Here is a 17,944-nt window from a genome sequence, read left to right as displayed (position 1 = left end):
CGGCATTGTGCATTCTACGATTTGTTGGTTTGAGGCAAAGACTGCAACAACAGCCATGCTGAAGAGCTTCCCGGATTATCCGACAATGCCTGCCGCAAATTCTGTTCGGCTAACGACACTTCACCCCAATGAACTTCAACCACCGCCAAGTCATAATAACCTTGCCACCAATTGGGATTGGCAGCAATAGCATCGCGGTAAAATGTTGCCGCATTATTCCAGTTACCCTTAAGTTGATTAACTTGTCCATCAAGATCAAATACGGGACCTTGTGGTCCGCCAAATTCTAAGGCTTTTGTGGCATCGACTTGGGCTAGATTGGGCTGGTGCTGTGCTATCGCCGCTTGCCCCAGTCCCACATACGCGGTCCAGTTCGTGGGATCATGCGATAACGCCTCATGAAATGCCGTCGATGCCGTCCTCAGATGATGTGTACTTAGGGCTAGCTGCCCCAAATTATTCCAATACGTTACGTTACTGGGTTGGAGCTGACAGGCCTTTTGTGCTTCTATTAAGGCCGCTTGCGGTTCATGGTCCTGCCAAAATAATTGCGCTAACCGACTGTAGCCTTCAGCATACGTTGGATCTTGAACGACCGCACTTTCTTCAGTGGTGATAGCCCGCGTCAAATTAAATTGGATACTTTGCATGCGCTGTTCCACGGCTTGTTGGTCCATGAGAATTTCTTTAGGCGCGTTTCGTGCTTGTGGGGGAACTAAATAGGCGTCCGATCCACATGCGCTAAGCCACGGAAGTAGTAATAATGGAAATCCAACGCCGATCACTTTCTTCATCATATGCATAAATAAGCTCGCACCGTATCATCCTGAAAAAAAGATTTCATCCCTTGTGCCCACAGAACCTGGTCCAAGTCGGCTAGATTGATCCACTGGGCTTCTAGGGCATCCGATTGCGATCTCACCTGATCCGAACCCATAATTCGGGCTGCAAAATCTAGAACAACAAAGTGAGCGTCAGGCAACCTTATTTCGGCGACATAAAGAAGACGTTCGGGATAAACGTCTATGCCCACTTCTTCGCGCACTTCACGCTGAACAGCTTCGACGAGCGTCTCACCCCATTCTAAATGTCCACCTGGCAATGCCCATCGTCCGCGTTCGGGCTCATGGCCGCGACGAATGGCCAAAAGCTCACCTTGCGCATTTTTGATAACGGCTGCGACACCAATTTTAGGGTTCTTTGGCATTATCTGAAATGTCATAAATAGTTAATTCGTTGTCGTCGCCCAACTGACGTAAACCGAAAATCACACCACGCTCTTTTAAAATTTGATTGAGAAATGTTACGACTTGATACGGGGTAAACCCATTAAACCGGCGTTGCCCAAGCATAACTAATTTTTCGTGATCCGCTGACACCTTCATTTGTACCGCCCCCACTCACAAGGATCTGTTGTCTTGATATTATAGCAGTTTCCTTTGTCATCTCGCATCAGAAGACCATGACAGTTTATATCCTCGCCAAATCTGTCTTAGAGTGTCATGAACCTCCTAACATGCCTCGGAGCTTTTTACGCCACACTAGATTTGCAAGCCAAAAAACTAATATCCTGTGAGGAGGCGGTTATTATGGCCCGACGCAAGCGCGGTCCATCATTGTTACCGGAAAGTGTCCGCGATCAATTCAAATATGAAATCGCGAGTGATCTGGGGCTCAGTCATGAAATCGCCGTAAAAGGATGGGCAGACATGCCGACTCGCCAATTAGGACGAATTGGCGGAAAAATCGGCGGCAACATGGTTAAAGTCATGATCCGTGAAGCCGAAAAAGCCTTAGAAGACAGCAACTGATTAATCCGGTCATTCATGACTCCCAGATGGACAACCCATCTGGGAGTAATATGTCGTCATCCTGAAAATTTTATGCTCCATTCGCCCAAATCTGACCTAAAGTCAAAAAAACAAACTGGTGCGATTGGAGAGCTTTAAAAAAGCTGTCCCACTGCTCAACACTTTGGGGATAATCCGTAGTTCCCACAATTTGATCTTCATGAGAAAGCAACATCGATGTCACTAGGTTGGTAGACCACGAGGAGGACGATATCATCACGTTCGGTGACATAGCGATCATATTCAGCCCATCGATGAGGCTTGTGATCGATTGATCAAAGGTGCTTGGCTGGCTCACAAACACCGGAGCGATGCCTGTTGTCGTTTGGATTGCGCGTTTGGCCCACGTGATTTCTTGGCGTACACCCCAGGCGGGTAATTGATTTAAAGAGATACCGGTATATCCACTGGTGATAATTTCATTACCACTTTGCGCTAATAATTTCATGCACTGAGGATGATTCACAGCCCACAATCCGGTAACGGCCACGTCAATTAAATCATGCGGAAAACTTTTTTGAGCTTGCAGTAATGCCGTTAACACCTTGCGCGAGGGATTATAGACCACAAAGGCCGCAATGGGCTGAATATTGCTAAAGATGGCGGAAGACGGGGCTGGGGTCGAGACGTTTTGGGACGGGGTCGAGGGGACAGATGAAGAAGAATTGTGCGGGCTAGGTGAGGTCGTTCCGTGATCAGGCGCCGTTGTTGTAGGGTGTTGATGAACGCTTTGGATGCTGGGATGCGTCTTAGACGGCGTCGTCGCCGAAAAATTTACCACTTGACCAACCCAAAGTAAGTTCCCATGAAGAGTATTTAGCGATTCAAATTGCGATAATGGAAGGCCAGCTGCCCAGGCCAACTGGCGCATTTGGTCGCCCTTTTCAGCCACATACGTCCAATGATGATGAGCTGCTTGTGTTATCACTGCCAAATGCGCAAGGGTTGCAAGGGTTGTGCCATCCAATTGGCTTGTCACCGGGATTCCCGTATTTCGTTCGAATCGCCGAATGGCTTGCATGAATGCAGAAGAAGACTGCCCGTTTAAGGGGCCGTGGTAAAGATGCCACCGGGTTAACCACGACTGCATAGCCAAAATGCTGGTTCCAGACAACTCAGTTCCCAAATTGGGCAAAGATTTGACAATCTGCGAAACTTGCTGCCCCAATGATTGAGACGGACTTTGCCCAAACTGTGTCACGAACTCTGCCATCGCTTGATACGTCCTCGTAGACATCTGGCCATCAAGTGGACCCGCATTGAACCCTAAGACATCGAGATCCGCTTGTAAAGACGCCACAGCCACCGGATGATGATTATTTATTTGCGTTGTTTTGAGACCCGGTGACAGCAACGACAACGATAGCGCACTTGCAATAAGATTTGACGCAACTCCTGCCATCTGGTCCATTCCTCCTTAACTTCCAGAATGCACCATTTGGCGAATTTTATTCATTTGTTGAGCTGCTCAGTATTGCGTGTTGGCACCCCACATCCCACCGATCATCCCGACGATAATCGAAACAGCCAGTCCGATCCACAGATGATTGCCAGCACCCATATGCAAGTTTTCGGCGATGACTTTCCCCACGAGAAATACCGTCAGGGCTGCTAACATACCATGAACCCATCCCGCTTGGTCTGCTCCTCTCCCCGCAACCCATCCGCTAATGGCAGAAACCAGTAACGTTCCTGCCCACAGGGCCACAGAAACAATACTGCTGCTTAACACCGTATTAAAATCAATTAACGCTAAAATAAACGCGATCAAAGCCGCTGCCAAAGCTCCAGCCATAAACCCGCGTAAAATTACTGATACACTCATCGATTTTGTCTCCTCTCATGTGCTAGTTCACTTTACGCGCTTCTGACGGTTTCAATGACATATTTAGCCAAAGAAAACAGGTATCAATGCAGATATAGAAAACGCTCTATCCATAGGGATAGAGCGGCTGGTTTAGTTTTGGCCGACTACGGTTCATGATGTGATAAATCCTTCTCAGCTTTTTGGACGAGACGTCGTACCATGTTCCCGCCAATTTTTCCGACTTCACGCGTGGTCATGTTGGCCCAACCGCGTTTTTTGATATCGTCATCAAGCCCCAGATCCTCGGCCACTTCAAACTTCAACTTATCTAGGGCTTCTTCGGATTCAGGTTCTACAGGGCGGTTATCGGAACTCGTCTGTACCACCTCCTCCGCTTGTATTGTTTCCTTAATCCTGAAACGCTATGGCGTCACCTTTTACCAAACTCTAACTGACCTCGACAAGAAAAAAACGAAGGAACATTCTTCCCGGATAGTGTTGGGTTTCCACTCGGTGACTAATTCACAATGGAACACACCACCCTTCCTTGCCAATCGATTATTTTCCTCAAAGAGAAGCTGACTCGCTCGAGTTTTTATACTTAAGGCATCAATCGTTATGCCTTAAGCCATGTTAGGATTAGTGCTTTCCGAAGGAGACAAGGACTCCTTAGATTTCTTGATTTTTTCACTTCTTCATCTCTTGATTTCCTCATTTCTTCTCTTCCATGAAAAGATGAAAGAGCTAGACAGAATCTGGTGTTAGGCGGTACACTCGAATGACAGCGAAGTCTTTATTGCCGGGGAGATTTTGATGTCCGAGTCACGTCTTCAAATTGCCGCGGATTCCTTAGGTCGATGTCATTTCTGCGGATTGGTGCGACCTGAATCCGGAATGGTACGCCATTTACAAGCTTGCGCAAGCCGTCGCCGTCATTTTCACTTACCTAGTACTCCTGCCACGGCGGCGAGTTTTCACTTGATTGTGACACCATGCGGATCGCCCCGAATTTGGCAACATGTTGAAGTGCCGGCACACCAATCCATAGCGGCGTTTTCCGACTGGCTCATACGGCAATGGCAGCTGCTTCCCGGCGGTCGGTTGCACATCGACAAGGAACAAGTCCATGAACAGGATATCATCGAGAAATTATTTGTTCCGGGTTTAATTGTCCGTTATGAATCGCCATCTTTTTGTCTTGATATGCAAATTATTTCGTGGTACGACGGTCATTCCGAATCAGAGCATACCTTTTTGCTTATGGCGCAAAGCCTGGAGTCTCCGAACAAACCTACCGTTTAGGCCATGATGGAACTTCCATTCGGTTCTTTTCGGGCAACAAGTGATAGGCTGTAGCATCCATGTGGAGCGGCGTAATCGTGATAAAACCTGCCGCCAGTGCGCCAACATCCGTGCCTGTATCTTCAGTCACATCTTGGGCGCGACCAGCAAGCCAAAAATATTCCCGCCCTCTTGGGTCCACTCGTTTGTGGAAGTCATTAGCGTATTCACGACGCCCCAACCGGACCCATGCTATTTGCGAAGGAATGCCTTGAGACACACTAGGAAAATTCACATTGTATAAGATTCCTTTGGGGGGACGCTCAAAGTTTTCGCTAAAAACCCACGTCTTGGTAAATTCCGCTGCCGATTTTAATCCTTCTGCATCGTCCCCGTTATAAGACAATGCCATGGACGGAACTCCTAAGAACATGCCCTCCATTGCCGCGGATACTGTTCCCGAATAATAAATATCGCGTCCTAAATTCGAGCCATGATTAATTCCTGATAATAACAAGTCGGGTTTTTCCGGCAGCAACATTTCGATGCCTAATTTCACGCAATCAGAAGGTGTTCCGTTAATACGCCATGCCATCTGAACACCCTCAAGAAAGGTCACAGGAGTAGCATGGAGTGGCTTATGCATCGTAATGGCATGGCCCATGGCACTGCGTTCTAATTCTGGTGAGACCACATAAACATCTGCGACCTCACTCATGGATTGAGCGAGAAGAGACAAACCTAATGCGTTAATACCATCATCATTCGTAATTAAAATTTGTTGGCGTTTCATCAACGTCATGGCCTCCCTTAACAATAAAATCATGAATCACTTGGCGCACGTGATGAGTCGGCTGAACTACAATCGTTGGTCCCGCCAGTGCCTGAATAAATTTGGCGCCATATCGACTGCGAATAATGCGTGGGTCATAGACCACGACTGCACCGCGATCATTTTTGGTGCGTAAAAGTCGGCCAAAGCCTTGCTGAAACCGCAAAATGGCTTGGGGCAATGTCCTTTGATAAAAGGCCGATTGGCCTCTTTGAGCGATACGTTCCAAGCGGGCTTCCTCAAGAGGGTCGCCCGGAGCCGCAAAAGGTAAGCGCGCCATGACCACCAGGGAGAGATCTGCTCCCGGTACATCAACCCCTTCCCACAATCCTGCAGCGCCCAGCAGAATTGCCCGGGACGATTGCTTAAATTGGTCGACGAGTCGTACACTCGGTCCATCAATCCCTTGGGCCAATGTCACGATCCCTAAGGGATCAAGAACCGGACGGAGTTTATCCGCGAGTACTCGCAAACTCTTGTGCGATGTCGTCAAAACCAAAGTCCTGCCATTAATCCGGGGCACGACCTCGATGAGAAATTCGGCCAATTCTTTCAGATGTTCAGCGCTATTCACATCGGGAATATCCGACGGAATGGCTAATACGCTGTTCGCACGCACGTTAAAGGGCGAAGGCAATCGCATAGTGCGCATGCGTTCTTTCGGAATCCCCAGACTTCGCGCCATGTAATCAAAATCCCCTGCCACACTTAAAGTAGCGGAGGTTAGCACACCGGTTTTAATTTGGTTCCATAACGTGTCATGGACTAATGGAGCAACATCCACCGGTCCAAAGCGCAAAGTGATTTGCGGATTAGTGTCTAAGTGTGTGGCTTCCCACCAGCTTACCTGCTGCGAAGTCGGGGGTCCCCACTGGTCCAAGTGCAGACTATACGATGACATATCATCTGCCCACTTCTCAAAACGTAACCAGGTAGGATCATTTTTAATCACATCCCCAAATATCGCTTCCGCAGCACTCCAAATATCTCGTGATGCCTGTGCGACATTCGCCATGGCCTCACGGGTCAACGCCATCGTTTTTTCCACCTGAGTTCCCTGCCATGATTCGAACCGCTCTGTCGTGACTCGCACGGCTTGCCGGTTATAATCACTGGGAGGGGTTTCCGCAATGAACACGTTCTCCAAACTTTCCAAACGCTCGAGCAACGTAATACTTTGCGCTCGCAAATATTCTATGGGGCTAAATAAGTCCGGGTGCGTCTTCAAATGATCAAAGAGACCATTTCTTGCCGTATTTTCAGCCAATATTCGCCTAAAGTCCGCAATCACGAATTCCATACCAAAAGTCCGCTCGACAACATCAGCAAAGTGATGGGCCTCGTCAATAATCACGTGATCGAATTCCGGAAGAACAACCGGATTGGCCATATGAGACGCCAGTAATGCGTGATTGACAATAACAACATGGCTTTCTTCCGCTTTTCGCCGGGCTAGGCGCATAAAGCAAGGACCCGCGTAGGGACAACGAGGACCAGCGCACGCATGGCGATCAGCCATAACATCTTGCCACAACTCTTTGGCTTCTCGTGAAGACGGATTGAATGCATCGTAATCACCCCGGTCAGTTTGGGCAATAAAAGTCAATAGCCGAGCAATAGCGATACGGCGTTCACGGTCTTCATTGAGAACCGTCGTCGTTTGCCGTATTTCATCAGCCTTCAGCAAACAGACATACTGTCCACGCCCCTTGACTAACGCCACATTGACCGGTAAATCCTGTTGGGCCATCGGTAAATCTTTATTCCACAACTGCTCTTGCAACGCTAAAGTATGCGTGGCAATGACCGTGCGTTCTCCTTGTTTCAAAGACACAAGCACCGCAGGAATAAGATAAGCGAGACTCTTGCCGGTTCCCGTGCCGGCTTCGACCAACAAAATGGATTGATCTTGGTATGCTCGCTCGACTGCAGCCATCATGGCTTCTTGAGAAGGACGCTGTTCAAATTCTTCAAAATTTTTGCCGATGTTCGTAGGATTTTTTAACCAGGTTTGAGATTGCCATCCATGACTGAAAGGAACAAGTTCGCGCCCACCGCTTGGTTCTCCGTGGGGTTGATCTAAAGGCGAGGGACGAGTATTGGGTAGAGCCTCCACTTGCCACCAATCCCATTCATTCCCCAATAAGTACCGTAAATCTCGTTGTGTCGTTTCAGGTAGATGACTTAATGCCGTGCGAATACGATATAGCAGGCGATAAGTGGCTTGGACATCATTACGAGCATCATGAAACGGCCCTTCCTCAGGGACTAAATTTTCGAGACGATAAGACGGTTCCGTTGGCAACGCAATTCGAGCCCATTCTAATGTATCGAGAAAGGTCTCGATGTGAAGTCCGGCCCGCTTGAGAAAAGCGAGATCAAAACCAATTTGATGTCCCACCACTAATCGATCGCCGATAAAGTCCCGAATCTCCTCAATAACCTCATCCAATGTCGGAAATTGTGAAAAGTCCATGGTGTCAAACCCTGTTAATCGTCTTACAAATGCTGGAACCGACCTATTCGGATTAATAAAAAAAGCCAGGGTATCGGTCTGAGTGCCCATTTCCCGTAGCATAGCAATTTGAATCACTTGGTCCGACTCAGGATTTAACCCTGTAGTTTCGAGGTCCACAATGACGAAATCTGTTCGCATAACGCCTCATTTCTCTACCCGCGCATTTACATAGTGTTATTCTAGCACACCCATGGACATAGTCCTTCGCAAAATCAGCAACACTACCTCCATCATCGCTGATGGGAGGTCCTTCGATGGAAGAGAAAAACATTTTAGCCTTTTTTCGGTCCTTGGAACAGGCTCAACGATGTCAAGAAGCCCTACGGCACCAAGGCTTTGACGTGATTCAAATTGATGCAGTGCCTGCAGATATGGGAAATGAAATCTTAAATCATGCGCCGTTGGTAGATTGGGGCCGTTATGGTTATGATATTGGCCGATTAGATGATAAATGGACAGCATCTGGCGCATGGACTCATCAGGGCTTAAGTGTCGGGGCATGGATTTTAACTGCGGTAGTGCCTGCAAGTGACCGTGACCATGTGGCCCACACGATTACGGAATTCGGTGGACAACTTTAGACTTCTGACGACCGGATGTAGACAGGATTGCTAACCAGCCACGGCTTTAGATGATGTCCGCGGTAGATTTCAACACGCCAAGTTCCTGGTTGCCGAACAGGATATTCCTGGACCAGTCCTGTTCCCTCATATTCCACCTTGCCATTACAAAAAATCTTCCACTGAGATGGAACAGGACTGATCGCTTTTAACTTTTGGCCGGGATGCCATAGCATTTCACGGCCCATCGGATATCTTTGCTGTCCCTGCTCAATCCAGTAACGAAATCCTTTCTCCCAGCCGATGGGTGAGAACATTACGCTCACGCGGCCTTCTACCAATGCCTCTTTGATAAGTCGTTTGTCGTGTTCCAGATGTTGGAAACTTAGGGGTTCCGGCACCAAGACTTGCGTGCGGATTATCCGCGAAGGAAGTCCCATCCTTTTGAGGGCTTCTTTTTTGACAGACCATAGGTTCGTGCCAACGGCCACGACAGGGTTTTTTTGGGTCCAATGATCCCAGAGCTCGAGACGTCCTCTAAGGAGTTCGTGCGTTTTGGTACGGCTCCAAGGAAAAAACCCCATAGTGTCTTTGGCAGAATGATCATTTGGCCATACGTTCAAACCTATAATCCCTGTATTCTTCCCAAATTCCATGGGCAGCTTGTCGAGATCAGTTGTCCAATCGAGAATAAATGACGGCGTAACAACATTTTCTGCCTCACGTTCTGGTAGCCATAGGTGGTCGGTACGCCCATTCCCAAAATGGAGAATGTCCCGCCCGCAATCTTTCCCCCACGTTCCCCACAACAACAGGACCCGTCCATAATAGCCTTCCTCCATAAGATGTCCTGCAATATTTTCTGAGAACGCGGATTGTGCCCATAATACAATGTCTACCGATTCTTGTTGAGCCGTCTCGAGTAAATGAACAAGAAGCCTTGATTCGGGAAGATCAAGGGACAACTGGTGAATCAACATCGAATACTCATAAAAATTAAACGGATCAATCATTCATGAAGACCCTTGGCCGGAAGAAAAGTACCTTCGGAACTAGCCATGACTTCTTGATTTTGTTCAATAAAAGCCTGGGCGCGCATAAGCCGCCGTGTGGATTCCACTAATTTTCCTATAACAAGCAAAGGGGTGTTAATATAAAGCGGTTTGCGGTAACGGACTCGCAAGTCCGCTGTCATAGACACCACATGCGTTTCATTCCATAGGATATGCCACATCGCATCGTCAAGAAGTCCTGCAATAATCCCTCCATGAACAATTCCTTTGAACCCTTGCCACGATTCGGTCACGACAACCTCGGCCTGAACCAGATGCTCTTGAGGTAGATAGGTAAAATGCACATGCATTCCCTGATCATTTTGGTTACCACATATAAAGCACGGATTGTTCTGCCATTCATCCATGGCTTAGACACCTCGTTTGACTTTAAAATCCACTATGGTCGCGTGTGTAACGTGAGATTCATCAAGGCCGCTAAATGGATAATAGCCTGGCTACTCGATTTTGTACTTCCATTCGAATCGCCCGTTCATCTAACGTCGTTAACATCCCCTCAGCCAAAAGGATTTGGCCATTGACAATCGTATAGAGAACATCATTTCCGGTCGCCGCATAGACAAGATTGGCCGTCGTATCGATGTCGGGCGTCATATAGGGAGCTGTATTATCCACAACGATGAAATCGGCCGGCCGACCGGATTCCAAAATTCCACCAGAAAACCCCAATACCCTGGCACTCCCCCGCGTGGCCAGCATCAGTGCTGTTTGTGCCTGAAAACTTTCCGGTTTCCTTTCCCGCACTTTTTGCATCCATGCCATCGCCTTCATTTCCAAAAACATATCTAATGAATTCGTCGAGGCAGCTCCGTCTGTTCCCAAGCCCACCGCAATTCCGGCCTGTTGCAGTAGATTGTAGGGCATAATTCCATTTCCCAATTTCGCATTACTCACGGGACAGGAAATGACCCCACCCTCTATTGTCTTAAGAAACGGGATATCTTCAGGCTCGATGTGGACGCCGTGGGCGATGAGCGTCCGGTTTTCGAACAGACCTGTTTGGGCAGCTAATTGAATGGGCGTGACACCGAACTGATTTCGGATTTGGACCACCTCATCGAGACTCTCCGATAAATGGATGTGAATACCCAATTGATGTGTCTTTGCGCTCTCGGCAACACGCTCTAAAAATTTTGGCGAACATGTGTATGGCGCGTGGGGGCCGAGCATCGGTGTAATCAACGGATTCTCTTTCCAACGGTTGGCAAAGGCAATGGCGTTGTTGAGTTTATCGTCGTCACCGTCGTCTTGACCTATAAGTCCACGGCTGAGCCAACCTCTTAAACCACTTTCCACTGTAGCCTTAGCGACCGCATCCATTTCGAAATACATATCGGCATAGCCCACCGTGCCCGATTTGATCATTTCCACCGCTGCCAATAACGTGCCGATATAAATGTCCTCGGGGGTCAGCTTCGCTTCGACTGGCCAAATGTGTTTTTCAAGCCATTCGAAAATAGGGCTGTCGTCCGCAAGTCCTCGAAATAATGTCATGGCAGCATGATTGTGCCCATTATAAAAGCCGGGCAGCAAAACGCCTCCGGCTACATGAATCACTTGATCCACCGGGCTCGCATCATCTGCCACTGGGCCAACACTCACAATCGTCCCATCTTCCCATGTAAGTTGTCCAGGCCGAAAAACGCGAAATTCGTCGTCCATGGTTAAGATCGCATCGGTCTCAATTCGGTACCTCATCAGATATTCGCGGCGCCAAAACCCCGGCCTCAAGGCCTGGGAAAAGTGCCACTCCCTCCTTCCTGTGTGGTCGGCCGAATCCATGCATAGCCATATCCATCGGCCCGTTCAACCGCTGTGCAAAAATGGTAATGGTTGCCTTGCACCAGAATGTACTCCTTTCAGTCCTCTTCATTACCAATCATTACCAAGACTTACCAAGATGCCATATACTGCTCTTGGTCCGGAGTTAGGGTATCAATTTCAATACCTAATGCCTTTAAGCGAATTTCTGCAACCCATCTATCGACAGCCGGGTCTACGGGATAAACCCCGGGTTCTAAGGGATGGTTCAACAAATACTCCAGCGATAAAGCCTGAAGACCAAAGGTTAAATCCATAATTTCCACGGGATGTCCATCCCCGGCAGCCAAATTCACCAGTCGTCCTTGAGCCAGAAGCCAAAGGGTCTGCTTTGTCGGTAATACAAAGCCTTCAACATTCTCATTGCGACCGGGAATAACCTCAGTGGCCATGGCGCGTAGTCCTTTAACATCAACTTCCACGTCAAAATGACCCGCGTTAGCTAAGACCGCTCCATCTTTCATCTTGACAAAATGTTCAGGACGAATGACATCACGATTTCCTGTAACCGTTACAAAGAAGTCTCCATAGGGCGCAGCTTGGTCCATCGTCATCACTTGATGTCCATCCATCAGGGCTTCATTGGCGCGAACCGGATTAACTTCTGTGACAATGACTCGCGCTCCAAGCCCTCTGGCACGATCAGCCACCCCGCGTCCACACCAGCCATATCCCGCCACAACGACAGTCGTCCCCGCAATCAACAAATTGGTGGTACGCATAATCCCATCCCATGTCGATTGGCCAGTTCCATACTGATTATCGAAAAGATGTTTCATATCGGCATCATTGACGGCTATCATCGGATAGAGCAGCCGATGTTCTCCAGCCAGCGCCCTAAGACGCGTCACACCAGTAGTCGTTTCCTCTGCTCCTCCCAAAACATTTCGGGCTAGATCTTTTCTAGAGGAATGCAGCCGTTCGGTCAATTCTCCACCATCATCGATCAGTAAAGTGGGTTCAATATCCAATACATGTTGATGAAACTGGTCAAATTCTTCATCATTGGCCCCACGAAATGCATGCACTTCTACACCAGTCGTGGCCAATGCCGCAGCCACATCATCCTGGGTACTTAGGGGATTTGAACTGGTGATACTGACACTCGCTCCTCCAATATGTAACAATTCGGCCAATACGGCTGTTTTCGCTTCAAGATGTAAAGAAATTGCGATACGTTGCCCTTTAAAGGGCTGTTCCTTAACATAACGATCGCGCAGCGCGTTTAACACAGGCATCTTGCGGCGAACCCAATTCATTTTGTCGTGACCTAATGATGCAAGCCCGGGATCTTTTAATGTGGACATCGTTTCTTCCTCCTATTGAACTTGTGGTAGGCCTCACGATCCTCCTAATGGAGTATCTGCCGAATTGTGGCAGTAGCAATCTCGCTCTGATTGTAATAAAGGAATACTGGTGACAATCAATTGTTTTAAATATGTCATATTTTGGGCCATGAGATCCAATACTTCTTGATGAGTTAAATGATGCGGCGAGATTCCTGCGGCATAATTTGTAACCAATGCCAACGTACTATAACATAACCCTAATTCTCTTGCGAGAATCACCTCGGGAACACTGGTCATTCCGACCACATCACCGCCAAGAAGGCGAAAGGCTCGAATTTCGGCTGGCGTCTCAAACCTAGGCCCTTCTGTGGCCACATAACATCCCCCGTTGATAGTGGGGTAGCCTCTTGTTACGGCCTGCTGGTAAATGACCTTACGTATGTGAGGACAATACGGTTCTGTCATATCCGTATGGACCACGCCCTGAGGCCCGCCCTCAAAAAAAGTGCTTACGCGTGACTTGGTAAAATCGAGAAATTGATCACACAAAACAACGCTACCAGGGGGCATTGCCACGTTTAAAGAGCCCACAGCCGCCGTCGCCATAATCCGTTCTACGCCAACGTGTTTAAGGGCCCAAATATTCGCGCGATAATTGACTAGGTGCGGCGGAATCTGATGATGTGTCCCATGGCGATTCAAAAAATACACCGCATCGCCCTTTTGATTCACCTGACCTTGAATGATTTCCACGGGGCCGTAAGGTGTTTCTACCCGTAATTCTTGGCTAGAAGCAAGCCAAGACGAATCATAAACTCCTGTTCCCCCAATAACAGCGATTTTCATCATGTATGGCTCGAGATCTCTAAAAAGATCTCCCCGAGAATGAGCCTTTCCCTCCCTTGCGTTGGCGCAACCCTGTGCAGTGTCCAAGGTTGTTGACAACAGTCTTGTATGTTCTCGCCTACTCAATCAGAACGATGAATAGAATAGTCAGCTGCAAAGAACGTTTAGGCTTTTCAACGCATCCATTATGATTTGCGATCTCTGATCCCTGAAAAGACATTGATTGCATTGTACCCTTATCGGCGGTACATTGCTTACTCCCGAGATAATCTAATATAAACAATTTGTGGGCGGGCACCAAATCGTATGGGCAACTCAGAGGACCCTAAACCTCGCGACGTGATCAATACTGTCCCCCTTGGACCGATCCATTTGCCCCACGCATAGCCTTTGCCTACATGGGTGTGACGTACAGGAATAAACCGTCCACATACCGTCACTTGCCCACCATGCGTATGGCCCGATAAAATGAGTCCAAATCGCGAAGCATAGGGAGTTAATACCGCATCGGGACGATGCGAGAGTAAGATGGCAGCCGCCTCTTGAGGGATCTCTGCGTTAATTTTCTCCCAATCGGGTTGCCCTTTGACTAGATCAGGAATTCCTGCCAACCATAATGTATCTTCTCCACGCCGTAAAGGAATCACGCGATTATCTAATAGCCTTTCCCCCACGTTCCATGGCGTGACATCGAGGCGCCCATTGCGGTAATCATGATTGCCACTCACGAAATAAACACCCTCAGGCGCTCGAAGTTGATCGAGCGCATGGGCGATTCGTGATCGCGGCAATGTTTTCCAGGCAAACAAATCACCGGTTACCGCAACAATATCCGCTGTAATTTTCATTTTTTTCAAAAAAGAAAAGGCCCCCACCCGGCCGTGAAAATCGGATAGATGGAGGATAGAAAACCCGTCAAAAGACTTCGGAAGATTTGGAATAGCAATATCGTAACGCGTAAATTGAATCCACCGAGGTTCAATGAGCGCGCTATAAAAGATGAGTCCGGCCACAAGAAGTGGCGTGATGACAAATACCATCATAAAAGTTAAACAAGTTCTTCCGGCGAGAAATAAATGCTTATTTCTCGCTCTGCAGATTCTTCACTGTCTGAACCATGAACAATATTTTCAGTTATGGCCAAAGCGAAATCACCACGAATGGTGCCGGGTTGCGCCTTAACGGGATCCGTTGTTCCCATTAATGTTCGAGCCACTTGAACCGCCTCGCGCCCTTCCCACACCATAGGCACAGATGGACCCGAGGTAATAAATGATATCAATTCTCCATAAAATGGCTTGTCCCGATGCTCTTCATAATGTTTTCCTGCCAATTCCGGAGTAACCTGAATCAATTTCATGGCTTTGAGACGTAGACCTTTTTGTTCCAGTCGACGAATGACTTCCCCGACCAATCCCCGTCTCACACCATCTGGCTTGACCATAACAAATGTTTGTGCCACCTTGAGATCCCCCTAATCGTCAAATCGCAGCCTTTTGCGTACTAACGTTAGACTCGACCAAAACACCCCGGAGGGTTTCCGAAGCGGTAAAATTTTGGGCGCGGAACTGTTCGACGATATAGTTACAGGCATCCCAGGGGTTGACAGAATCGCCGCAAGTAAATACATCCACCGCGGCATAGCCGTGTTCAGGCCAAGTGTGCACGGCTAAATGCGATTCTGAAATGACCACCACCCCGCTTACACCTTGCGGACTAAACTTATGGAAAGCCACTTCACGCACCTCAGCGCCTGCCTTTAAGGCAGCTTGTACCATTATTTCCTCCACGCTGGTGATGTCGTTCAACACGTTGGAATCACAACCATGAATTTCTGCCAAAATTTGTCGACCCAATGCGTTCATCGCATTCCCAACCCCCTTATTTACCCGAGTTGAGCTCGCCTACAGTGTCCTGTCCGACGGCCAGAATAATTTTATCAAAATAAGTCCTTCTGTCAACAAAATAATGCATTTACCCAGAAAAAGATGGACTTTTTTTATTTCTTTCCGACAAAAACTCGTTCTTTCTCTGTTTTTTTCCTGATTTCGCAGTATTACTATGCCATAGATGGTAACCTTCTACAATAGTACCCCATAGGGTACTTGTGTCATCTTCCTTGCATAGCATATCCAATTGACCATCTGCTTCTCAATGGAAAAATATAAAAACAATGCCAGGACATAGAAAAATATTAAGATTACTGTGTTTGGCCTCGTACTTCTCCAGCTATGGCATGCACCATGGCTTTAGCGTTTTCTCTCAGCGCGAGCTTCGCCACGGGATTTAGAAGACTGGCCAACATGGGCATACCAAATTCGAAAGTGGTTTCAAGCGTGACTTCTGTGCCATTTTCTACCGGTTTCAGTTGCCAATATCCTTCAAACGTTTTGAGGTCCCCTTGAATTTGGCGGTAAGTAATGCGCCACAGATCTGGATAAAATTCATCACGCTCAGTCCATTTGAATGTTGCGCCTTGCAGTTTGATGACCCAGACCGAATGCGTATAATTTTCTCCCTGTTCTACAATCGTTACGGACTCCACATTTTTCATAAACCGTGGAAATTGCGCCATATCTGATAAAATGCTGTAAAGAGTATCAATCGGTGCGGGTACAACTTCTGTAATTGTCACCGTAGGCATCATGCGCCCCCCTATCATCGCTGAGTTTAGTCTTCTAGTAAGTCCTCTAAAATATTTTGAACCGTATCCAAAGACTCTCCTAAGGCTTCTATAACCTGATCAAGCTGTTGACGAGTAATAACGAGAGGGGGAATCATTCGGATAACTTTTTCGTTATTCAATGTATAGACAGCCAAAATGTGACGCTGAAAAAGTTCTGATATCAACGCCCCTCCCACTCCCGCATTAGGGACCTCAATACCGATCATGAGTCCTCGTCCCCTGACATCGGTGATCACTTGCGGATATCGCTTCTGTAAGCCTTGTAATTGACTCAAGAAATGGCTTCCCAGTGTCGCCGCTCTCTGAGGTAGTTCTTCTTCAATCGTGACCCGTAATGCCTCCTTAGCTATTGCACAGGCCAAGGGATTGCCGCCAAATGTCGAAGTATGAATCAGAGGCGATGAATCAAAAAAAGTCCAAGCACTAGGTCTTCCGACCACTGCGCCAATCGGAATTATTCCCCCACCTAGAGCTTTGGCAAGGCACAAATAATCCGGAACGATACCAGCATGCTCTACCGCAAACATACGACCAGTTCGACCGATACCCGTTTGCACTTCATCAGCAATTAATAAGGCTCCGGTTTGATCGCACATCTCACGAATTCTCGGCAAATAATCATCCGGTGGAACAATCACGCCGCCCTCGCCTTGGATCGGTTCAACGATGACTGCTGCAGTGTTGTTATCGATAATACCGGCAATAGCCTCGGCGTCTCCATATGGCACATGAATGATATCTGGCACTAACGGTTCAAAAGGAATCCGATATGTATCCCGTCCAGAAGCCGATAATGATCCCATGGTTTTGCCATGAAAAGCTCCATATGTTGCAATAATGCGTGTTCTTCCTGTCTGAATACGGGCAAACTTTAAAGCCGCTTCGACTGCCTCGGTACCGCTGTTACAAAAAAAACTATATTGTAAATCCCCCGGAGTAATGCGAGCCAGTTCTTCCGCCAAATCCACCATAGGACGGTTGAGTAAAATGCGTGAGGACATCGCCAACTCATCTAACTGGGCGTGCGCTTTGGCCACAATTTGGGGATTTTGATATCCTTGAACAAAAACCCCATATCCACCTGCACAATCCAGATATTCTTCTCCATCTTCCGTTACAACAACAGCTCCATGCCCAGTTTTCTCGATGGCATTCAATCCCATAAAACGCAGTGCCCGGGCTAAACCCGGATTGACGTATCTTTCATATCGCGCGATTAATTCTTCCGCATCCATTGTGATACGGTCCCCTCCTTGATTAACTTTCTACATGCGCTTGTCCATTAAGATGTGATTCCCACCTGCTTTAAGTCAAGCATTATGACCATCATACCGCGAATAACGGCCATATGATGCATAATCTTGAGTATACACCTCGGGAC

21 protein-coding genes are annotated in these 17,944 nt (G+C 47.8%); 3 read left to right on the top strand and 18 right to left on the bottom strand.

Translation table 11 applies throughout. From position 1 onward, the window contains the following. Nucleotides 1-14: 14 nt before the first annotated feature. The 3 genes from B8987_RS14685 to B8987_RS14675 are packed head-to-tail and all read right to left on the bottom strand — an operon-like array spanning nt 15 to nt 1,385. On the bottom strand, nt 15-803 hold the full coding sequence (locus tag B8987_RS14685) for a tetratricopeptide repeat protein (RefSeq protein WP_051005341.1): 789 nt from the start codon (nt 801-803) through the stop codon (nt 15-17). Continuing rightward, nucleotides 794-1,207, bottom strand: a complete 414-nt coding sequence (locus B8987_RS14680; protein ID WP_020373088.1) for an NUDIX hydrolase — start codon at nt 1,205-1,207, stop codon at nt 794-796. Before B8987_RS14680 ends, B8987_RS14685 begins: the two co-directional genes overlap by 10 nt. Continuing rightward, nucleotides 1,191-1,385, bottom strand: a complete 195-nt coding sequence (locus B8987_RS14675) for a DUF4264 family protein (RefSeq protein WP_020373089.1) — start codon at nt 1,383-1,385, stop codon at nt 1,191-1,193. The genes B8987_RS14680 and B8987_RS14675 overlap by 17 nt, the downstream gene beginning before the upstream one ends. A 204-nt stretch (nt 1,386-1,589) precedes the next feature. Here B8987_RS14675 and B8987_RS14670 point away from each other — a divergent pair, with 204 nt between their 5' ends. Continuing rightward, a complete protein-coding gene (locus B8987_RS14670) occupies nt 1,590-1,811 on the top strand; it encodes an alpha/beta-type small acid-soluble spore protein (protein ID WP_020373090.1) in 222 nt (73 codons plus the stop codon). 70 nt (nt 1,812-1,881) lie between these two features. On the opposite strand, the gene B8987_RS14665 is transcribed toward B8987_RS14670, so the two are convergent. From B8987_RS14665 to B8987_RS14655, 3 genes are all read right to left on the bottom strand, one after another. Continuing rightward, nucleotides 1,882-3,252 carry a peptidoglycan-binding protein gene (locus B8987_RS14665; protein WP_020373091.1) on the bottom strand — a complete coding sequence of 457 codons (1,371 nt, stop codon included), beginning with the start codon at nt 3,250-3,252 and terminating at the stop codon, nt 1,882-1,884. Between the two features lie 66 nt (nt 3,253-3,318). Further along, the gene (locus B8987_RS14660) at nt 3,319-3,675 is read right to left on the bottom strand and encodes a TIGR04086 family membrane protein (RefSeq protein WP_020373092.1); all 357 of its coding nucleotides are present in this window, start codon (nt 3,673-3,675) and stop codon (nt 3,319-3,321) included. A gap of 146 nt (nt 3,676-3,821) precedes the next feature. Beyond that, nucleotides 3,822-4,043, bottom strand: coding sequence for an alpha/beta-type small acid-soluble spore protein (locus B8987_RS14655; RefSeq protein WP_020373093.1), 222 nt, complete (start codon nt 4,041-4,043; stop codon nt 3,822-3,824). Nucleotides 4,044-4,470: 427 nt separating this feature from the next. Between B8987_RS14655 and B8987_RS14650 the strand changes: the two genes are divergently transcribed. Then, nucleotides 4,471-4,959, top strand: coding sequence for a hypothetical protein (locus B8987_RS14650; RefSeq protein ID WP_020373094.1), 489 nt, complete (start codon nt 4,471-4,473; stop codon nt 4,957-4,959). Here the strand turns inward: B8987_RS14650 and surE are convergent. Next, nucleotides 4,949-5,731 (bottom strand): 5'/3'-nucleotidase SurE, encoded by a 783-nt coding sequence (gene surE, locus B8987_RS14645; RefSeq protein WP_020373095.1) that lies wholly within the window; start codon nt 5,729-5,731, stop codon nt 4,949-4,951. The two genes, B8987_RS14650 and surE, sit on opposite strands and share 11 nt — an antisense overlap. Next, on the bottom strand, nt 5,700-8,426 hold the full coding sequence (locus B8987_RS14640; RefSeq protein WP_020373096.1) for a helicase C-terminal domain-containing protein: 2,727 nt from the start codon (nt 8,424-8,426) through the stop codon (nt 5,700-5,702). Before B8987_RS14640 ends, surE begins: the two co-directional genes overlap by 32 nt. 116 nt (nt 8,427-8,542) lie before the next feature. Here B8987_RS14640 and B8987_RS14635 point away from each other — a divergent pair, with 116 nt between their 5' ends. Continuing rightward, on the top strand, nt 8,543-8,869 hold the full coding sequence (locus B8987_RS14635) for a D-alanine--D-alanine ligase family protein (RefSeq protein WP_020373097.1): 327 nt from the start codon (nt 8,543-8,545) through the stop codon (nt 8,867-8,869). Here B8987_RS14635 and B8987_RS14630 read toward each other — a convergent pair. The 10 genes from B8987_RS14630 to B8987_RS14585 all read right to left on the bottom strand — a co-directional run bounded on the left by B8987_RS14630 (nt 8,866) and on the right by B8987_RS14585 (nt 17,798). Further along, entirely contained in the window at nt 8,866-9,861 is a 996-nt protein-coding gene (locus tag B8987_RS14630; protein ID WP_020373098.1) for a hypothetical protein, read from the bottom strand. The two genes, B8987_RS14635 and B8987_RS14630, sit on opposite strands and share 4 nt — an antisense overlap. After that, complete coding sequence (locus tag B8987_RS14625) at nt 9,858-10,268, bottom strand: PaaI family thioesterase (RefSeq protein ID WP_020373099.1); 411 nt, start codon at nt 10,266-10,268, stop codon at nt 9,858-9,860. The genes B8987_RS14630 and B8987_RS14625 overlap by 4 nt, the downstream gene beginning before the upstream one ends. A gap of 70 nt (nt 10,269-10,338) precedes the next feature. Then, nucleotides 10,339-11,703: an amidohydrolase family protein gene (locus tag B8987_RS14620; protein WP_242823899.1), complete on the bottom strand. Its 1,365-nt coding sequence runs from the start codon at nt 11,701-11,703 to the stop codon at nt 10,339-10,341. A 110-nt stretch (nt 11,704-11,813) separates the two neighbouring features. Next, nucleotides 11,814-13,049, bottom strand: coding sequence for an adenosylhomocysteinase (locus B8987_RS14615; RefSeq protein ID WP_020373102.1), 1,236 nt, complete (start codon nt 13,047-13,049; stop codon nt 11,814-11,816). A gap of 33 nt (nt 13,050-13,082) precedes the next feature. Further along, nucleotides 13,083-13,880: an S-methyl-5'-thioadenosine phosphorylase gene (mtnP, locus tag B8987_RS14610; protein WP_020373103.1), complete on the bottom strand. Its 798-nt coding sequence runs from the start codon at nt 13,878-13,880 to the stop codon at nt 13,083-13,085. A gap of 251 nt (nt 13,881-14,131) precedes the next feature. Further along, nucleotides 14,132-14,920, bottom strand: coding sequence for a metallophosphoesterase (locus tag B8987_RS14605; protein ID WP_020373104.1), 789 nt, complete (start codon nt 14,918-14,920; stop codon nt 14,132-14,134). A 5-nt stretch (nt 14,921-14,925) separates the two neighbouring features. Further along, nucleotides 14,926-15,339, bottom strand: coding sequence for a nucleoside-diphosphate kinase (gene ndk, locus B8987_RS14600; protein ID WP_020373105.1), 414 nt, complete (start codon nt 15,337-15,339; stop codon nt 14,926-14,928). Between the two features lie 19 nt (nt 15,340-15,358). Further along, entirely contained in the window at nt 15,359-15,742 is a 384-nt protein-coding gene (gene speD / locus B8987_RS14595) for an adenosylmethionine decarboxylase (protein WP_020373106.1), read from the bottom strand. Between the two features lie 335 nt (nt 15,743-16,077). Then, nucleotides 16,078-16,524: a type II toxin-antitoxin system RatA family toxin gene (locus B8987_RS14590; RefSeq protein ID WP_242823900.1), complete on the bottom strand. Its 447-nt coding sequence runs from the start codon at nt 16,522-16,524 to the stop codon at nt 16,078-16,080. A gap of 23 nt (nt 16,525-16,547) precedes the next feature. Next, complete coding sequence (locus tag B8987_RS14585) at nt 16,548-17,798, bottom strand: aspartate aminotransferase family protein (protein WP_020373108.1); 1,251 nt, start codon at nt 17,796-17,798, stop codon at nt 16,548-16,550. Between the last annotated feature and the right edge of the window lie 146 nt (nt 17,799-17,944).

This window comes from Sulfobacillus thermosulfidooxidans DSM 9293 (assembly GCF_900176145.1).
Taxonomy (GTDB): domain Bacteria; phylum Bacillota; class Sulfobacillia; order Sulfobacillales; family Sulfobacillaceae; genus Sulfobacillus; species Sulfobacillus thermosulfidooxidans.
This window is presented reverse-complemented; position numbering and strand designations above follow the sequence as displayed.

What these genes read in the sequence shown, in the direction of transcription:
- B8987_RS14640 (WP_020373096.1), bottom strand. Translation starts at nt 8,426, where the DNA reads ATGCGAACAGATTTCGTCATTGTGGACCTCGAAACTACAGGGTTAAAT.
- B8987_RS14620 (WP_242823899.1), bottom strand. Translation starts at nt 11,703, where the DNA reads ATGGATTCGGCCGACCACACAGGAAGGAGGGAGTGGCACTTTTCCCAG.
- B8987_RS14650 (WP_020373094.1), top strand. Translation starts at nt 4,471, where the DNA reads ATGTCCGAGTCACGTCTTCAAATTGCCGCGGATTCCTTAGGTCGATGT.
- speD (WP_020373106.1), bottom strand. Translation starts at nt 15,742, where the DNA reads ATGAACGCATTGGGTCGACAAATTTTGGCAGAAATTCATGGTTGTGAT.
- B8987_RS14605 (WP_020373104.1), bottom strand. Translation starts at nt 14,920, where the DNA reads ATGATGGTATTTGTCATCACGCCACTTCTTGTGGCCGGACTCATCTTT.
- B8987_RS14675 (WP_020373089.1), bottom strand. Translation starts at nt 1,385, where the DNA reads ATGAAGGTGTCAGCGGATCACGAAAAATTAGTTATGCTTGGGCAACGC.
- B8987_RS14615 (WP_020373102.1), bottom strand. Translation starts at nt 13,049, where the DNA reads ATGTCCACATTAAAAGATCCCGGGCTTGCATCATTAGGTCACGACAAA.
- mtnP (WP_020373103.1), bottom strand. Translation starts at nt 13,880, where the DNA reads ATGATGAAAATCGCTGTTATTGGGGGAACAGGAGTTTATGATTCGTCT.
- B8987_RS14665 (WP_020373091.1), bottom strand. Translation starts at nt 3,252, where the DNA reads ATGGCAGGAGTTGCGTCAAATCTTATTGCAAGTGCGCTATCGTTGTCG.
- B8987_RS14660 (WP_020373092.1), bottom strand. Translation starts at nt 3,675, where the DNA reads ATGAGTGTATCAGTAATTTTACGCGGGTTTATGGCTGGAGCTTTGGCA.
- B8987_RS14635 (WP_020373097.1), top strand. Translation starts at nt 8,543, where the DNA reads ATGGAAGAGAAAAACATTTTAGCCTTTTTTCGGTCCTTGGAACAGGCT.
- B8987_RS14680 (WP_020373088.1), bottom strand. Translation starts at nt 1,207, where the DNA reads ATGCCAAAGAACCCTAAAATTGGTGTCGCAGCCGTTATCAAAAATGCG.
- surE (WP_020373095.1), bottom strand. Translation starts at nt 5,731, where the DNA reads ATGAAACGCCAACAAATTTTAATTACGAATGATGATGGTATTAACGCA.
- B8987_RS14590 (WP_242823900.1), bottom strand. Translation starts at nt 16,524, where the DNA reads ATGATGCCTACGGTGACAATTACAGAAGTTGTACCCGCACCGATTGAT.
- B8987_RS14670 (WP_020373090.1), top strand. Translation starts at nt 1,590, where the DNA reads ATGGCCCGACGCAAGCGCGGTCCATCATTGTTACCGGAAAGTGTCCGC.
- B8987_RS14630 (WP_020373098.1), bottom strand. Translation starts at nt 9,861, where the DNA reads ATGATTGATCCGTTTAATTTTTATGAGTATTCGATGTTGATTCACCAG.
- B8987_RS14585 (WP_020373108.1), bottom strand. Translation starts at nt 17,798, where the DNA reads ATGGATGCGGAAGAATTAATCGCGCGATATGAAAGATACGTCAATCCG.
- B8987_RS14625 (WP_020373099.1), bottom strand. Translation starts at nt 10,268, where the DNA reads ATGGATGAATGGCAGAACAATCCGTGCTTTATATGTGGTAACCAAAAT.
- B8987_RS14685 (WP_051005341.1), bottom strand. Translation starts at nt 803, where the DNA reads ATGCATATGATGAAGAAAGTGATCGGCGTTGGATTTCCATTATTACTA.